Source organism: Rathayibacter sp. AY1C6 (genome assembly GCF_002931535.1).
Taxonomy (GTDB): Bacteria; Actinomycetota; Actinomycetes; order Actinomycetales; family Microbacteriaceae; genus Rathayibacter.
Genome location: NZ_PSWC01000010.1, coordinates 48,121 through 61,903, shown reverse-complemented (window position 1 = coordinate 61,903; position 13,783 = coordinate 48,121). Strand labels below are relative to the sequence as shown.

Sequence of the window (13,783 nt, the reverse complement as noted above, 5' to 3'; positions counted from 1 at the left end):
GCGTCAGCGCGAGAACGGGCCGGACAGGGCCGCCCACTGCAGGAGCATGATCGTCTTCGCGTCGACGATCTGCACGCCGATCTGGGTCAGCGCCTCGTCGAACGAGAGCTCGAGGACCTCGATGTCCTCGCCCTCGTCGGCGAGTCCCGCGAACGCTCCGCTGCGGGTGCCCGCGCGGTAGCGGCCGGCGTAGAAGTGCAGCTTCTCGGTGACCGAGCCGGGGCTCATGAACGCGTCGAACACGTGCTCGAGCCGGCCGACCTCGAGTCCGGTCTCCTCGGACGCTTCCCGGCGGGCGCCCTCCTCGGGCCCGTCCTCGTCCAGGAGACCGGCGGGCACTTCGAGGAGCATCCCGTCGAGGTCGCCGTTCACGTACGCGGGGTAGCGGAACTGCCGGATCAGGACGACGGTGCGCGCGTCGGCGTCGTAGAGCAGGACCGCCGCGCCGTTCCCCCGGTCGTACGTCTCGCGCTGCTCGCTGGTCCAGCTGCCGTCGCGGTGCCGGTAGTCGAAGCGGGTGGTGCGGAGGACGTACCAGTCGCTCGAGAGGAGGGTGACCTCTTTCACGACGACGTCGGGGTTCCCGACGAGGTCGAGGCCCTCCCGGTCGAGTCCGGTGCGGCCCCGCCGGTCGGGCTCGTCGATGCCGGCGGTCACGCGCGTGCTCCCGTGTGCGTCATTCCTCAGCGGAAGTTGACGAACTGGAGGTCGAGCTCGAGGTCGGCTCCGCGCAGGAGCGCCATGGTCGCCTGGAGGTCGTCGCGGCTCTTCGAGGAGACGCGGAGCTCGTCGCCCTGGATCTGCGACTTGACCGACTTCGGCGCCTCGTCGCGGATGAGCTTGTTGATCTTCTTCGCGTGCTCCTGGTCGATGCCCTCCTTGAGGGTGGCCTCGATCCGGTACTCCTTGCCGGACGCGAAGGGCTCGCCCGCGTCGAGGCTCTTGAGGCTGATGCCGCGCTTGATCAGCTTCGACTGGAAGACGTCGAGGATGGCGTTCGCCCGCTCCTCGGTGTTGGCCTTGATCAGGATCTTCTCGCCGCTCCAGGCGATCGAGGCGCCGACGTTCTTGAAGTCGTAGCGCTGCTCGACCTCCTTGTGGGCCTGGTTCAGGGCGTTGTCCGCCTCCATCTTGTCGATCTTGCTGACGACGTCGAACGTTGAATCTGCCATGGCTCCGAGTTTAGCTTTCAGGCGTAGCGGAGCCCGGCCCCAGGCGCGGCTGATACCTCTGAGGGGTGCGCCGCCTCCCCGTTCTCGTCCTCGTCCCGCTCGCCGGCCTCCTCCTGGCCGGCTGCGGCCAGCGGCCGCCCGCGCTGACGGTCGAGGAGGGCCTGTCCACCGTCCCTCCCGCGGCGACCGCTCCCGTCGCGGCGGACCCCGTCGTGCTGGAGGATCCCGAGCAGGCCGCGGCGACGCCGGTGCGACTGCTCGCCGACGAGGCGTGGCTGGGCACGGCGTCCGAGGGGAGCGGCATCCCGCTGCGTGCGCTCACCGCCTACGCGGGCACGGCCCTCCTCACGGCGTCGGTCGACCCCGACTGCCGGTTGGACTGGGCGACCCTGGCCGGCATCGGCTACGTCGAGAGCAGGCACGGCACGATCGACGGCGGCGAGCTGGGCGAGGACGGGCGGCCGACGGAGCCGATCTACGGTCCGCGCCTGGACGGAACGCGCTTCGACCGGGTCCCCGACAACGACGGCGGGGCTCTGGACGGCGACGCCGAGGTCGACCGGGCGATGGGTCCGCTGCAGATCATCCCCGCGACGTGGATGGCGTGGGCGTCGAGCGGATGGGATCCGCAGAACGTGGACCAGCAGGCGGTGACCGCCGCCCGGTACCTCTGCGACGCCGGCGGCGACCTCTCGACGGAGTCGGGATGGCGGGCGGCGATCGCGGCCTACAACCCGGCCGGGAGCTACGCGGGGAAGGTCGCGGAGGCGGCGTCCCGCTACGCGGCGAAGGCGGACTGAGGCCTCGCGGCACCGATTTCCGATCCGCCGGTCGCGTGGGTATCCTTGCTGAGTGCCTCCGGTTGTGAACACGCGGTCGGGTGCGCCACGGCGAGTTACCCTAGCGGCCAAAGGGATCTGACTGTAAATCAGACGGCGTAGCCTTCGGGGGTTCGAATCCCTCACTCGCCACCGAGCAGGAACACCCAGCAGACGCCCCGACATCACGAGATGCGCGGGGCGTTCCGCATATCGGGGGATCGCCGTTCCGGCGGAGTGCCTTTCCGGGGGAGCACCGGTCCGGCGGATCGCCGGGCCCGGCGTCTTCGTCCCGTCGCACCCCGCACGCCGTCGGCCCGGCCTCCGCGGTCGCCCGGCCCGCGCTGTCGGCCAGGCCCGCGCCGTCGCCTCAGCCCCGCGCCTCCTGCTCCAGGAACCCCGCGAGGGAGAGCGGCGGCCGTCCGGTCAGCCGCTCGACGTCGCCCGAAACGTGCTCCAGCTGTCCGGCGGCGATCGCGGAGTAGGTGCTGACCCAGGCGTCCAGCTGCCAGTCCGGTGCGTTCCACCGGCGGCGAGATGCGTACGCCTCCTCGAGGGTCTCGTCGACGAACACGGCGGGGCGGCCGGCCGCCGTCAGTGTCGCGGCGACCTCGTCGAGGGTGAGGGCCTCGGGTCCGGTCAGCTCGTAGGCGGCTCCGCGGTGCTCGGAGGGGGAGCGGAGGACCGCCGCGGCCGAGCGTGCCACGTCCTCGCGCGCGACGACGGCGGCACGGCCCGATCCCGCGGGTCCGCGGATCGCGCCGTCGTCGCCGAGCATCGCGGGCAGGAAGTCGAGGTAGAGGTTGTCGCGGAGGAACGTCCAGCCCATGCCGGAGCGGCGGATCGCGTCCTCGGTGGCCGCGTGGTCTCGGGCGAGGGTGAAGACCGCGTCGGGTGCGGCTCCGGCGAAGGAGGTGTAGACGACGTGCTCGACACCCGCGGCGGCGGCTGCGTCGACGAACGCGAGGTGCTCGGCGCGGCGCTCCTCGTTCTCGGAGGCGGAGACCATCAGGAGGAGGCGCACGCCCTCGAGCGAGTCGCCCGCGTCGGCGAAGGAGGAGCGCACCACCTCGGCCCCGGGGAGCTCGGGCGCGCGGGACGGGTCGCGGACCAGCAGGCGGAGGGCGTGACCGGCGTCGGCGAGCTCGCGCGCGACGCGACCGCCCACGGCTCCGGTGGCTCCCGTGAGGGCGATAGGGGTGCTCATCCCCCCATGATGGGCCCGATCCCTAGGCTGGGGCCATGAGCGACAACGCCCCCCTCCTCGCCATCGCCCGCTCGATCGCCGTCGAGGCGGCGCACCTCGCCCGCCAGCGGCGGCAGGACGGTGTCGAGATCGCCGCGTCGAAGTCGTCCCCGGAGGACGTGGTGACGGCCGCGGACCGGGAGGTCGAGGAGCTGATCAGCCGGCGCCTGGCCGAGGCGCGTCCGGACGACGGCTTCCTCGGCGAGGAGTCGGGGTCGGGGGGCGGCACGAGCGGGCTGACCTGGGTCGTCGATCCGATCGACGGGACCGTCAACTACCTCTACGGCATCCCCTCCTACGCGGTCAGCATCGCTGTGGTGGAGGGGGAGCCGGATCCCGCGACCTGGACCGCGCTCGCCGGCGCGGTCGTGAACGGAGCGACGGGCGAGGTGACCACGGCCAGCCGAGGCGGGGGAGCCGAGCGGGACGGAGTCGCGCTGCAGGTCTCGGCTCCCTCCTCCCTCTCGCTCGCGCTGGTCGGCACCGGCTTCGGCTACGACGCGGGCCGCCGGATGCGTCAGGGCGCCGTGGTGCAGGAGCTCCTGGGCTCGGTCCGCGACATCCGCCGCATCGGCTCGGCGGCGCTCGACCTGTGCTCGGTGGCCACCGGGCAGCTGAACGCGTACTACGAGCGGGGCCTGAACCCGTGGGACCTCGCTGCGGGCGCCCTCATCGCCGAGGAGGCGGGCGCGCGGGTCGCGGGACTCGACGGCGCGCCCTTCGGCTCCGGCCTGCTCATCGCGGCACCGGATCCTCTCTTCGCCGAGCTGGAGGATCTGCTGCGCCGCCTGCGCGCGGACGAGGTGTAACCGCTCTCCCAGGCCGGGCCGACAAGGATTCCGTGCGCCGAGAGGCGGATCGGCGCAGGATCCCGCCGGGGCTCGCCGCGCGTCGTGCCCCGATCGCGCCTGTGCGCGGCGGCCTCTGGCCGGATCCCGTCGGCCGTGGTTATCCTTTATGAATTCGTGATGTTCGCACAGGCTGCGCTCACGTAACCGAGCGGTGCCTCTCCCTGGAGGCCCGCTCGTCCCCTGCCCCCGACGGAAGACATCGATTTCGTGAGCCCCGATTCGCCCGCCCCCGCTGCCCCTGCATCGACCCCCGGCGAATCGACTCCACCCCTCTCCCGTCGCGAGCTCCGCGAGCGCGAGCGCGCTCTGGCCCTCGCCTCCGACGTCTCGCTGGCGAGCGGCTCCGACGACCTCCTCGCGGCACCCACGGCGGAGCAGCTGCGCGAGGCGGAGCGCCGCGTCGCCTCGGTCCGCAACGCCCCGGCCCCCGTCCCCGCACCGCGCGCGACGCCGCTCCGGCCCGTGCGCCGGGCCCGGGTCGGCGGACTCGTCGCCCTCTCCTTCGTCGCGGCCATCGTGGCGGCGACCTCTCTGCCGGCCACATCGCTCCTGACCGCGGAGGACGTGCAGGCGCAGAGCCTCTCGACCCCCTTCGGCGCCGACGCCCGCCGCGGCGCGCAGTCGTTCGTCGCCGGCGAGGTCAGCGCCGAGACGGTCGCCCGCGACGGCTTCGGCGTGCAGGAGCGCAAGACGCAGACCAACGTCGCCGACATCGTCCGCACCTCCGACACCGGCTTCACGAACGACCCGAACGCGTCCATCCAGTGGCCCTTCGCCGTCGGCGTGCCGGTGGGCGACCGCTTCGGCTACCGCAACTGCGCGGGCTGCTCGGTGAACCACGGCGGCACCGACTTCAACCCGGGCGACGGCTCGCCCATCCAGGCGATCGCCGACGGCGTCGTGCGCACGGTCATCGACGGCGAGGGCTCGCTCGGCGTGCACGTGATCGTCGACCACGAGATCGACGGGCAGCTCGTCTCGAGCGTGTACGCGCACATGCAGCACGGCTCGGCGGCCGTGTCCGAGGGCGACCCGGTGAAGGTCGGCCAGCTGCTCGGCCTGGTGGGCACGACCGGCATGTCGACCGGCCCGCACCTGCACTTCGAGATCCGCCTCGACGGCGTGACGAAGGTCGACTCCTACCTCTGGCTCAAGGCCAACGCCGGGCGCTGACCCGGCGGCGGGACGCGGGAGCCGCCGGGCGGACCCCGCGGCCCGCTACTCCGCGCGCAGCCAGACCGTGGTGTCGGCGGGCAGCGCCGGCTCGTGCAGCTCCTCCGAGGACAGCACCACGGAGCCGACGGGCAGCTCGACCGGAGCCTCGCCGAGGTTCGCGATCACCGTGACCGTTCCGTTGCGGAACGCCACGACGTCCTCCGGGTAGCCCTCGAGCCATTCGACGGCGCCGGAGCCCAGGTCCTCGGCGCGGCGCACCGCGAGCAGGGACCGGTACAGCTCTAGCGTCGAGCCCGCGACACCGCGTTGGCGGTCGCGCGCGAGCGGCGCCCAGTCGCCGGGCTGCGGCAGCCAGGAGTCGCCGGAGCCGCTGAAGCCGTACGCGGGCGCGTCCGCCTCCCACGGGATCGGCACCCGGCAGCCGTCACGGCCGTAGCGCTCGCCGCCGGTGCGGAACCAGGTCGGGTCCTGACGCGCCGAGTCCGGCAGGTCGATCGCCTCGGGGAGCCCGAGCTCCTCGCCCTGGTAGACGTAGGCGGAGCCGGGGAGCGCGAGCATGAGGGCGGTCGCGGCACGAGCGCGGCGCAGCCCCAGGACGGGGTCGGGGAGTCCGGGCGTGCGCGGGCCGATGCCGTAGCCCTGCGGGTTGTCGGACGTCAGTGCCAGGCGGCTCGCGTGGCGCACGACGTCGTGGTTCGACAGCACCCACGTCGACGGGGCGCCGACGGCGGCGAAGGCCTCGACGGAGGAGTCGATGATGTCGCGGAGGGCGGGTGCGCTCCACGGGGTCTCGAGGTATGCGAAGTTGAAGGCCTGGTGCATCTCGTCGGGGCGGACCCAGCGGGCGAGCTTGGAGAGGGGCTGCACCCACGCCTCGGCGCAGAGCACGCGGTCGTCCGGGTACTCGGCGAGCAGGGAGTGCCAGTCGCGGTAGATCTCGTGGACGCCGTCCTGCGCCCAGTAGGGGGCGGTGGCGGGCTCCTCGCCGTCGGCGGGAGCGACTCCGCCCATCGACCCGCTGTCGGCGGGCGGCGTGTAGTCGGGCAGCCCCTCGGCCTTGATCATCCCGTGCGCGACGTCGACGCGGAAGCCGTCGACGCCGCGGTCGAGCCAGAAGCGGAGGACCTCCCGGAAGCGCTCGCGCACCCACTCGTTCGTCCAGTCGAAGTCGGGCTGCGAGGTGTCGAAGAGGTGCAGGTACCACTGGCCGGCCGAGCCGTCGGGCTCCATGACGCGGGTCCACGCGGGGCCGCCGAAGACAGACTCCCAGTTGTTCGGGGGCAGCTCGCCCGACTCGCCCCGGCCGTCGCGGAACAGGTAGCGCGCCCGCTCGGCGCTGCCCGCGGGAGCGGCGAGCGCCTCCTGGAACCAGCGGTGGGCGCTGGAGGAGTGGTTGGGGACGAGGTCGACGATGATCCGGATGCCCAGGGCGTGAGCGCGGGCGAGCATCGCGTCGAAGTCGGCGAGGGTGCCGAAGAGCGGATCGACGTCGCAGTAGTCGGCGACGTCGTAGCCCGCGTCCTTCTGCGGCGAGGTCATGAAGGGCGAGAGCCAGATCGCGTCGACGCCGAGCTCGGCGAGGCTCTCGAGGCGCGAGGCGATGCCGGGCAGGTCGCCGATGCCGTCGCCGTCCGCGTCCGCGAAGGAGCGCGGGTAGATCTGGTAGATGACGGCGGTGCGCCACCACTCGGCTGCCCGGCGGTGCTCGGCCTCGGAGTCGGGGCCGGGGGAGTTCTCGGGCGCGCCGGAGAGAGCGGAGTCCAGGGTCATGGGGTCGAGTTTATCGGGCGGCTCAGGGGCGCCGGGGGCACGCCCCCCGCCGTCCCGTACAGTCGACGGGTGATCGAAGAGACGCCGGACGAGGCCCGAGCCCGACGCCGACGGGCGCTGCTGTGGGTGGTGCCGCTGCTGGTGCTGCTGGTCGGCGGCCTGGTCGCCGTCACCCTCGCGATCGGCGGATTCGCGCTGCGCAGCATGACCGGCGCCTCCGCCGTGCAGCTCGTCCTGGTCGCCTAGGCGGTCGCGGCCGGGCCGTCCTCGTCCTCGGGCGGGGGCGCGGAGGAGGTGCGCGCCCGCTCCTCGGACGCGTGCGCGGTCTCGGGCCCGGTCGCGCGGGCCTGCTCGTCGGCGCGGGTGACCGCCTCCGCGAGCTCGTCGGCGACGAGGTACCCGGGAGAGACGGCCTCGGCCCGGTAGGCCGCCCGGCCGACCATGTGCGCCGAGACGGGCACGGTCAGCAGCTGGAAGCCGATCACCAGCACGATGGTCCCCGCGGCGGCGAAGCCGGGGTTCCGGATGGCGACCGCGAGCATCACGCAGATCAGTCCGAGCACCTGCGGCTTCGTGCCCGCGTGCATCCGGGAGAGCAGGTCGTCGAACCGCATCAGGCCGATCGCGGCCAGCAGCGAGAGCAGGGCGCCGACCAGCAGCAGCACAGCGGTGAGCACGTCGAAGAACAGGTCCATGTCAGTCCTCCTCGCGGTTGGCCATGAACTTGGCGACGCTGATCGATCCGAAGACGGCGAACAGCGCGAGCCCCAGCGCGACGGGCAGGGTCCGCGCGTGGTGGTTGACCGCCATCTCGGCGCCGATCCCGCAGATGATCGTCGCGACGAGCACGTCGGCCGCGACGACCCGGTCGAGCACGGACGGACCTCGGAGGATCCGCACGAGCGCGAGCAGGCACGCGGCGCCGAAGACCGGCACCAGGATCCAGATCAGCCAGTCGATCACCGGACCACCCCCGATCCGGCCTCGATCGGCCGATTCACGCGCTGCACGTCCTCGCGGGAGCCGATGGCCCGGACGATGCGCGCTTCCGTCCGGAGGACCGTCCGGCGCACCTCGTCGATCCGCTCGCCCTCGTCGTGGGTCACGCCGAGCACGTGCAGGTAGAGGACGTTCAGCTGCGGGTCCACGTCGATCACCAGGGAGCCGGGGACGAGCGAGACGGCCTCCGTCGTCCAGACGAGCATCCCCTCGGAGCGGCTGCGCAGGTGCACGGCGACGATGGCGTTGTGCACCGGGACGGGCAGGGTCAGGATCTGCCAGGACACCCGCACCGAGGCCACCGCGATGTCGGCCAGCAGGCGCAGGAGGAAGAGGAGCACGAACCACGGGTTGATGCGGTTCGAGAACTCGACCGGCGGCAGGTAGAACACCCGGGTGATCAGCAGGGCGACCAGGAAGCCGGTGACGATCGACAGCACCGAGACGTCGTCCCAGAGCAGCACCCAGATCCCGACGAGGGTCACGAACATCGCGACGCGGTTCCAGATGTCGACGCGGCGGCGGGGGCTCATCGCGGCCCCTCCTCTCCGAAGGACGAGTCGCGGTAGACGGTCGCGATGTAGGTCGCGGGGTCGGCGACCGCGCTCGCCGCTCGCTCGCTCGCGTCGTAGAGGGGACCGGCGCCGACGGTCAGCACGACGCCGACCACGACCATCCCCGCGGTGGCGAGCACCATCATCGGCGGCGAGTGGCGGGTGCGGATGCTGCCCGTGTCGTGGGGGTCCTCCTGCAGCTGGTCGATCAGGGGCGACTCGTAGCCGGGCACCTCCTCCTGGCGGCGCCAGAACACCATGTTCCAGACGCGCGCGACGGCGTAGAGGGTCAGGAGCGAGGTCACGGCGCCGGCGGCGATGACGGCCCAGATCAGCCACGAGGGCTGGTCGACGGCCGACTCCGTGCCGGCGACGAAGAGCCCCACCTTGCCGAGGAAGCCGGTGAACGGCGGGATCCCGCCGAGGTTCATCGCGGGGATGAAGTAGAGCAGCGCCAGCAGCGGCGAGGCCTTGAGCAGCCCGCCGAGGCGCAGGATCGAGGTGGTGCCGCCGACGCGCTCGATCAGGCCGGTCGCGAGGAAGAGCGTCGTCTGCACGGTGATGTGGTGGATGACGTAGAAGATCGTCGCCGCGTAGCCGGCCGGGGTGCCCACGGCGATCCCGAAGACCATGTAGCCGATGTGCGAGACCAGCGTGAAGGACAGCATCCGCTTGATGTCGGCCTGCGCGACGGCGCCGAGGATGCCGACGATCAGCGTCAGCAGCGCCACCACCAGCAGCACCTCGCTCAGCCTCCCGCCGGGGAAGAGCAGGGTCTCGGTGCGGATCAGTGCGTACACGCCGACCTTGGTGAGGAGTCCGGCGAAGACGGCGGTCACCGGCGCCGGAGCCGTGGGGTAGGAGTCCGGGAGCCAGAACGACAGGGGGAAGACGGCCGCCTTGATGCCGAAACCGAGCAGCAGCACCACGTGGAGCACCAGCTGCACGTCGGCGGGGAGCTCGGCGATGCGGATCGAGAGCTGCGCCATGTTGACCGTGCCGGTGGCGCCGTAGAGCAGGCCGATGGCCGAGAGGAAGAACACGCTCGAGACCAGGCTGACGACCACGTAGGTCGTGCCGGCGCGGATCCGCGGCGCGGTGCCGCCCAGGGTGATCAGCACGTAGCTCGCGGCCAGCAGGATCTCGAAGCCGACGTAGAGGTTGAAGAGGTCGCCCGCGACGAAGGCGTTGAGGATGCCCGCCGAGAGGATCAGGTAGGTCGGGTGGAAGATCGTGACCGGCGTCTCGCGGTTGCCGTCGACGAGGCCCTGGCCGACCGAGAACAGCAGGACGCCCAGCAGGGTGATCGAGGTGATCACGAGCATCAGCGCGGCGAGCGGATCGACGACCAGCACGATGCCCCACGGCGGCTCCCAGCCGCCCACGTAGACGGCGCTGCCGCCTCCGTCGCCGGTGAGGACCAGCACGAGCATCACCGAGGAGATCACCAGAACGCTCGAGAGCGTCACGATGTTCACGGTGATCTGCGCGCGCCGGTGGCGTCCGAGGATCAGCGCGACGGCCGCTCCCAGGAGGGGGAGGGTGACGACGAGCGGGATCAGGGCGTTCATCGGTCCTCCTTCCTGTCGTCGGTCATGGCGCTCTCCCCGTGCTTGGCGGCGGTGCCCTCGTCGCTGGACTCGAGCAGGACGTCGAGCGCCCGGTCGTCGGCGGTGGTCTGGGCCGAGATGCCCGCCGCGTCCTCGCGGACGGAGGCGTCGGTCTCGTCGTCCTCCACCTGGTCGGCGTTGGCGAGGCGCCAGCGCCGGTAGATCATCGCGAGGAGGAAGGCGGACACCCCGAAGGTGATCACGATCGCGGTGAGGATCAGCGCCTGCGGCAGCGGGTCGGCCATCTCGGCGGCGATCTGCTCGTAGGAGCGCCCGTCGTCGGTGACGAACGGCGCGATGCCCGAGCGGCCGGCCATCAGCAGGATGAGGATGTTGGTCGCGTTCCCGACGAGCAGGAACCCGATCAGGATGCGGGTGAGGCTGCGCTCGAGCATCTGGTAGACGCCCGCCGCGTACATCACCGCCATCACGACGACGAGGACGAGGGTGATGCTCATGCGCCGTCCCCCCTGCCCGGTCCGCCGACGACCGTGGAGCCGGTGGGGAGCGAGGTCTCGAGCCCGTCGACCGTGCCCTGGCCGGGGCCGGGGGTGCTGTCCGTCGAGTGCGTGACGCCGTCGCCCGAGGGGGAGCCCTGCTCGGCCTCCTCGCCGTGGCGGTCGACCTCGCCGCCGAGGCTGCGGAGGATGTCGAGGGCGAGGCCGATCACGATCAGGTACACCCCGATGTCGAAGAGGGTGGACGTGCCCAGGTGGAGCTCGCCCAGCACCGGCACCTCGAGGTCGAGCCAGCTCGACTCGAGGACCTCGAGGCCGAAGGCGAGGGAGGAGACGGCCGTGCCGACGGCGAAGAAGAGGCCGAGTCCGAGGACCTTGCCCGCGTCGATCGGCGCGGCCTCGCCGAGCTCGAAGCGGCCGCCGGCGAGGTAGCGCGCGACGAGGGCGAGACCGGCGAGCAGGCCGCCCGCGAAGCCTCCGCCCGGGGTGTTGTGTCCGGTGAAGAGCAGGTAGACCGACACGATCATCGCGGGGTGGAAGAGCAGGCGCACCAGCACCTCGAGCACGATCGAGCGGTTCTCCGGCCGGAGCGTGCGCCCGGCGACGAGCCAGGAGCCGCGGTCGCCGTCGCGCTCGGCGTCGGCGGAGGAGGTGGTCAGGTCCATCGCGCGCTCGCGCCGGTCGTCGGCGCTCTGCGACTCGAGGCGGGGAGCGCCTCCGGCCCGGCTGGAGAGGAAGATCAGGCTCGCGACGCCGGTGGCGACCACGACGAGGACCGAGATCTCGCCCATCGTGTCCCAGGCGCGGATGTCGACGAGCAGGACGTTGACGATGTTGCGGCCCTTGCCCTCCTCGTAGGCGAGGCGGGGCAGCTCGGCCGAGATCGGCGTCGCGGTCCGGGCGCCGAGGGCGATGGTGGCGGCGAGGGCCATGACCGCTCCGACCGCGATGCCGATGACGGCGCGCAGGCGCTTGCGCATCGGCTGGTGCTTCGCGGCGATGCGGGTCGGGAGGCGGCGCAGCACCAGGACGAAGACCACGAGGGTCACCGTCTCGATGAGCGCCTGGGTGAGGGCGAGGTCTGGTGCACCCTGCAGGGCGAAGAGGGCCACCATCCCGTAGCCGGTGGCGCCGGCCAGCAGCACGGCGGCGACGCGGTTGCGGGCGATCGCGCACAGCACCGCCGCGAGGATCATCACGGCCGCGACCGCGAGCTGGCCCGGGCTGTCCCAGAAGACGAGATCGCCCGGCCAGGTGCGGTTGAGGGCGGCCGCACCGCCGACGCCGAGGACGAAGACCGCGAAGATCACCGTCAGGTAGCGGGGGAGCGAGCCGCGCTGGACGGACTCGGTGACCGTGCTGGCGACACGGTCGAGCCAGCGGACGGTGGCCCAGTAGCCCTCGGCGGAGTCGATCCGGTTGGGCAGCATCGACTGGGCGCGCGCGACGGCGACGCGCTTGGCGAAGAGCAGGAGTCCGACGGCGATCACGAGGGCGCTGAGTGCCAGCGCGGGCTCGAAGCCGTGCCAGAGCGCGAGGTGGTAGCCGCCGTGGTCGGAGGCCTCCGCGGCGGCGGCGAGCTCCGGGTCGGCGTCCGGGGCGGCGTAGGGGAGGGTGTCCGCGTAGACGGCGACGAGCGGGTCGAGCACGGAGGCGGCGATCCCGCCGATCACGCTGGCGGCGGCCAGCAGCACCGGGGCGGCGGTGAAGGTCCACGGCTCGGCGTGCAGGTGCGTGTCCTCGAGCCCCTTCTTCCGGGCGAAGGCGCCCCAGAAGAAGCGCGCGGAGTAGGCCACGGTGAGGATCGAGCCGAGGACGAGGCCGACCAGCGCGACCCAGGCCCAGAACGAGCCCTGCTCGATCGCCGAGATCAGGCTCGTGAACACGGCCTCCTTGGCGACGAAGCCCAGCAGCGGCGGGATGCCCGCCATCGACAGCACGCCGACGAGGGCGGCGCCCGCGAGCACCGGCGCCTGCCGTCCCAGGCCGCTGAGCTTGCGGAGGTCGCGCGTGCCGGCGCGGTGGTCGACGATGCCGACGGTGAGGAAGAGCAGCGCCTTGAAGAGGGCGTGGGCGACGAGCAGGGTCAGTCCGGCCAGCGCGGCGTCGCGCGAGCCGAAGCCGACGGCGACGGTCAGGAAGCCGAGCTGGCTGACGGTGCCGTAGGCCAGCACGAGCTTGAGGTCGTACTGCCGGAGCGAGCGCCAGCCGCCGACGAGCATGGTCCAGACTCCGACGCTCACCACCACGGGCAGCCAGACGGAGTCGTCGGCGAAGCCCGGCGCGAGGCGCGCGACGAGGTAGATGCCCGCCTTCACCATCGCGGCGGCGTGCAGGTAGGCGCTGACCGGCGTGGGAGCGGCCATCGCGGCCGGCAGCCAGAAGTGGAACGGCACCAGGGCGGACTTCGAGAACGCGCCGAGCAGTACGAGCACCAGCGCCGTCGACACGATCGGGCCGGAGGGGGCGGCGGCGACGATCCCGGAGAGGCTGGTGGTACCGGCCTGCACGATCAGGACGATGATCCCGACCAGCATCGCCAGCCCGCCGAGAGTCGTGACCAGGAGCGCCTGGAGCCCGGCACCCCGGCTCTCCTTGCGCCCGCTGTAGTGGCCGATGAGGAGGTAGGAGAGGACGCTCGTCGCCTCCCAGAAGACGAAGAGGATGATCACGTCGTCGGCCGTGACCAGCCCGTACATCACTCCGGCGAACGCGGACAGGAGCGCTGCGAACCGGCCCAGCGAGGGCTCGTCGCGGCTGAAGTACGTCGCGCAGTAGGCGAGGACCAGGGCGCCGACTCCGCTGACCACGAGGGCGAGGACGATCGAGAGCGCGTCCAGGCGGAAGGAGAGGGCGATGTCGAGCGCGGGGATCCACGGCACGGACTCGCGGATCTCGCCGCCGTCGAGGATCGTCGGCAGGGCGGTCGCGGTGGCGACGAAGCTCGCGGCCGGGATCAGCGCCAGCGCGTAGAACGTCTTCGGCCCGAACCGGTCCACCAGCCAGGGGGTCACCACGGCGATCGCGAACGAGATCACGAGGATGAGGAGCATCACATGTTCCTCCCAAGGTGTACCCAGCGCATAAGTCGGTCAAGAATATCGGAGCGCCCTCCCGCGGAACCTGAGT

14 protein-coding genes and 1 tRNA gene are annotated in these 13,783 nt (G+C 72.2%); 5 read left to right on the top strand and 10 right to left on the bottom strand.

The window, feature by feature from the left end:
* Nucleotides 1-3 precede the first annotated feature (3 nt).
* Both C5D36_RS08215 and C5D36_RS08210 read right to left on the bottom strand, forming a co-directional pair.
* Nucleotides 4-657 carry an NUDIX domain-containing protein gene (locus tag C5D36_RS08215; protein ID WP_104282427.1) on the bottom strand — a complete coding sequence of 218 codons (654 nt, stop codon included), beginning with the start codon at nt 655-657 and terminating at the stop codon, nt 4-6.
* A 26-nt stretch (nt 658-683) separates the two neighbouring features.
* Nucleotides 684-1,172, bottom strand: a complete 489-nt coding sequence (locus tag C5D36_RS08210; protein ID WP_104223606.1) for a YajQ family cyclic di-GMP-binding protein — start codon at nt 1,170-1,172, stop codon at nt 684-686.
* 65 nt (nt 1,173-1,237) lie between these two features.
* Here C5D36_RS08210 and C5D36_RS08205 point away from each other — a divergent pair, with 65 nt between their 5' ends.
* On the top strand, nt 1,238-1,972 hold the full coding sequence (locus tag C5D36_RS08205) for a hypothetical protein (protein WP_104295597.1): 735 nt from the start codon (nt 1,238-1,240) through the stop codon (nt 1,970-1,972).
* Nucleotides 1,973-2,061: 89 nt separating this feature from the next.
* Nucleotides 2,062-2,143: transfer RNA gene (locus C5D36_RS08200), tRNA-Tyr, on the top strand.
* A 217-nt stretch (nt 2,144-2,360) separates the two neighbouring features.
* Here C5D36_RS08200 and C5D36_RS08195 read toward each other — a convergent pair.
* Nucleotides 2,361-3,197: an SDR family oxidoreductase gene (locus C5D36_RS08195; RefSeq protein ID WP_104257167.1), complete on the bottom strand. Its 837-nt coding sequence runs from the start codon at nt 3,195-3,197 to the stop codon at nt 2,361-2,363.
* Nucleotides 3,198-3,232: 35 nt separating this feature from the next.
* Between C5D36_RS08195 and C5D36_RS08190 the strand changes: the two genes are divergently transcribed.
* Together C5D36_RS08190 and C5D36_RS17280 are read left to right on the top strand one after the other, a co-directional pair.
* Nucleotides 3,233-4,045, top strand: coding sequence for an inositol monophosphatase family protein (locus tag C5D36_RS08190; protein ID WP_104295596.1), 813 nt, complete (start codon nt 3,233-3,235; stop codon nt 4,043-4,045).
* 249 nt (nt 4,046-4,294) lie between these two features.
* Nucleotides 4,295-5,260 (top strand): M23 family metallopeptidase, encoded by a 966-nt coding sequence (locus C5D36_RS17280; protein WP_104295595.1) that lies wholly within the window; start codon nt 4,295-4,297, stop codon nt 5,258-5,260.
* A 45-nt stretch (nt 5,261-5,305) separates the two neighbouring features.
* Here the strand turns inward: C5D36_RS17280 and C5D36_RS08180 are convergent, their stop codons facing one another.
* Nucleotides 5,306-7,033 (bottom strand): glycoside hydrolase family 13 protein, encoded by a 1,728-nt coding sequence (locus tag C5D36_RS08180; protein ID WP_104295594.1) that lies wholly within the window; start codon nt 7,031-7,033, stop codon nt 5,306-5,308.
* Nucleotides 7,034-7,102: 69 nt separating this feature from the next.
* On the opposite strand from C5D36_RS08180, the gene C5D36_RS16805 reads away from it, so the two are divergent.
* Complete coding sequence (locus C5D36_RS16805; RefSeq protein WP_181067860.1) at nt 7,103-7,279, top strand: hypothetical protein; 177 nt, start codon at nt 7,103-7,105, stop codon at nt 7,277-7,279.
* On the opposite strand, the gene mnhG is transcribed toward C5D36_RS16805, so the two are convergent.
* Genes mnhG through C5D36_RS08150 form a run of 6 tightly spaced genes read right to left on the bottom strand, consistent with a single transcriptional unit; the run spans nt 7,276 to nt 13,707 of the window.
* The gene (gene mnhG, locus C5D36_RS08175) at nt 7,276-7,728 is read right to left on the bottom strand and encodes a monovalent cation/H(+) antiporter subunit G (RefSeq protein ID WP_244229587.1); all 453 of its coding nucleotides are present in this window, start codon (nt 7,726-7,728) and stop codon (nt 7,276-7,278) included. The genes C5D36_RS16805 and mnhG overlap by 4 nt on opposite strands.
* A gap of 1 nt (nt 7,729) precedes the next feature.
* The gene (locus C5D36_RS08170; RefSeq protein ID WP_308470711.1) at nt 7,730-7,996 is read right to left on the bottom strand and encodes a monovalent cation/H+ antiporter complex subunit F; all 267 of its coding nucleotides are present in this window, start codon (nt 7,994-7,996) and stop codon (nt 7,730-7,732) included.
* The gene (locus C5D36_RS08165) at nt 7,993-8,565 is read right to left on the bottom strand and encodes a Na+/H+ antiporter subunit E (RefSeq protein WP_104234245.1); all 573 of its coding nucleotides are present in this window, start codon (nt 8,563-8,565) and stop codon (nt 7,993-7,995) included. The genes C5D36_RS08170 and C5D36_RS08165 overlap by 4 nt, the downstream gene beginning before the upstream one ends.
* Nucleotides 8,562-10,157, bottom strand: coding sequence for a Na+/H+ antiporter subunit D (locus tag C5D36_RS08160; protein WP_104223613.1), 1,596 nt, complete (start codon nt 10,155-10,157; stop codon nt 8,562-8,564). Before C5D36_RS08160 ends, C5D36_RS08165 begins: the two co-directional genes overlap by 4 nt.
* Nucleotides 10,154-10,654, bottom strand: a complete 501-nt coding sequence (locus tag C5D36_RS08155; protein WP_104223614.1) for a Na(+)/H(+) antiporter subunit C — start codon at nt 10,652-10,654, stop codon at nt 10,154-10,156. The genes C5D36_RS08160 and C5D36_RS08155 overlap by 4 nt, the downstream gene beginning before the upstream one ends.
* A complete protein-coding gene (locus C5D36_RS08150) occupies nt 10,651-13,707 on the bottom strand; it encodes a Na+/H+ antiporter subunit A (protein WP_104257170.1) in 3,057 nt (1,018 codons plus the stop codon). Before C5D36_RS08150 ends, C5D36_RS08155 begins: the two co-directional genes overlap by 4 nt.
* Nucleotides 13,708-13,783: the final 76 nt, after the last annotated feature.

Bases quoted from the DNA above. Each gene is read 5' to 3' on its own strand.
- C5D36_RS08210 (WP_104223606.1), bottom strand. From the start codon at position 1,172: ATGGCAGATTCAACGTTCGACGTCGTCAGCAAGATCGACAAGATGGAG.
- C5D36_RS08195 (WP_104257167.1), bottom strand. From the start codon at position 3,197: ATGAGCACCCCTATCGCCCTCACGGGAGCCACCGGAGCCGTGGGCGGT.
- C5D36_RS08190 (WP_104295596.1), top strand. From the start codon at position 3,233: ATGAGCGACAACGCCCCCCTCCTCGCCATCGCCCGCTCGATCGCCGTC.
- C5D36_RS08180 (WP_104295594.1), bottom strand. From the start codon at position 7,033: ATGACCCTGGACTCCGCTCTCTCCGGCGCGCCCGAGAACTCCCCCGGC.
- mnhG (WP_244229587.1), bottom strand. From the start codon at position 7,728: ATGGACCTGTTCTTCGACGTGCTCACCGCTGTGCTGCTGCTGGTCGGC.
- C5D36_RS08165 (WP_104234245.1), bottom strand. From the start codon at position 8,565: ATGAGCCCCCGCCGCCGCGTCGACATCTGGAACCGCGTCGCGATGTTC.
- C5D36_RS08160 (WP_104223613.1), bottom strand. From the start codon at position 10,157: ATGAACGCCCTGATCCCGCTCGTCGTCACCCTCCCCCTCCTGGGAGCG.
- C5D36_RS08155 (WP_104223614.1), bottom strand. From the start codon at position 10,654: ATGAGCATCACCCTCGTCCTCGTCGTCGTGATGGCGGTGATGTACGCG.
- C5D36_RS08150 (WP_104257170.1), bottom strand. From the start codon at position 13,707: ATGCTCCTCATCCTCGTGATCTCGTTCGCGATCGCCGTGGTGACCCCC.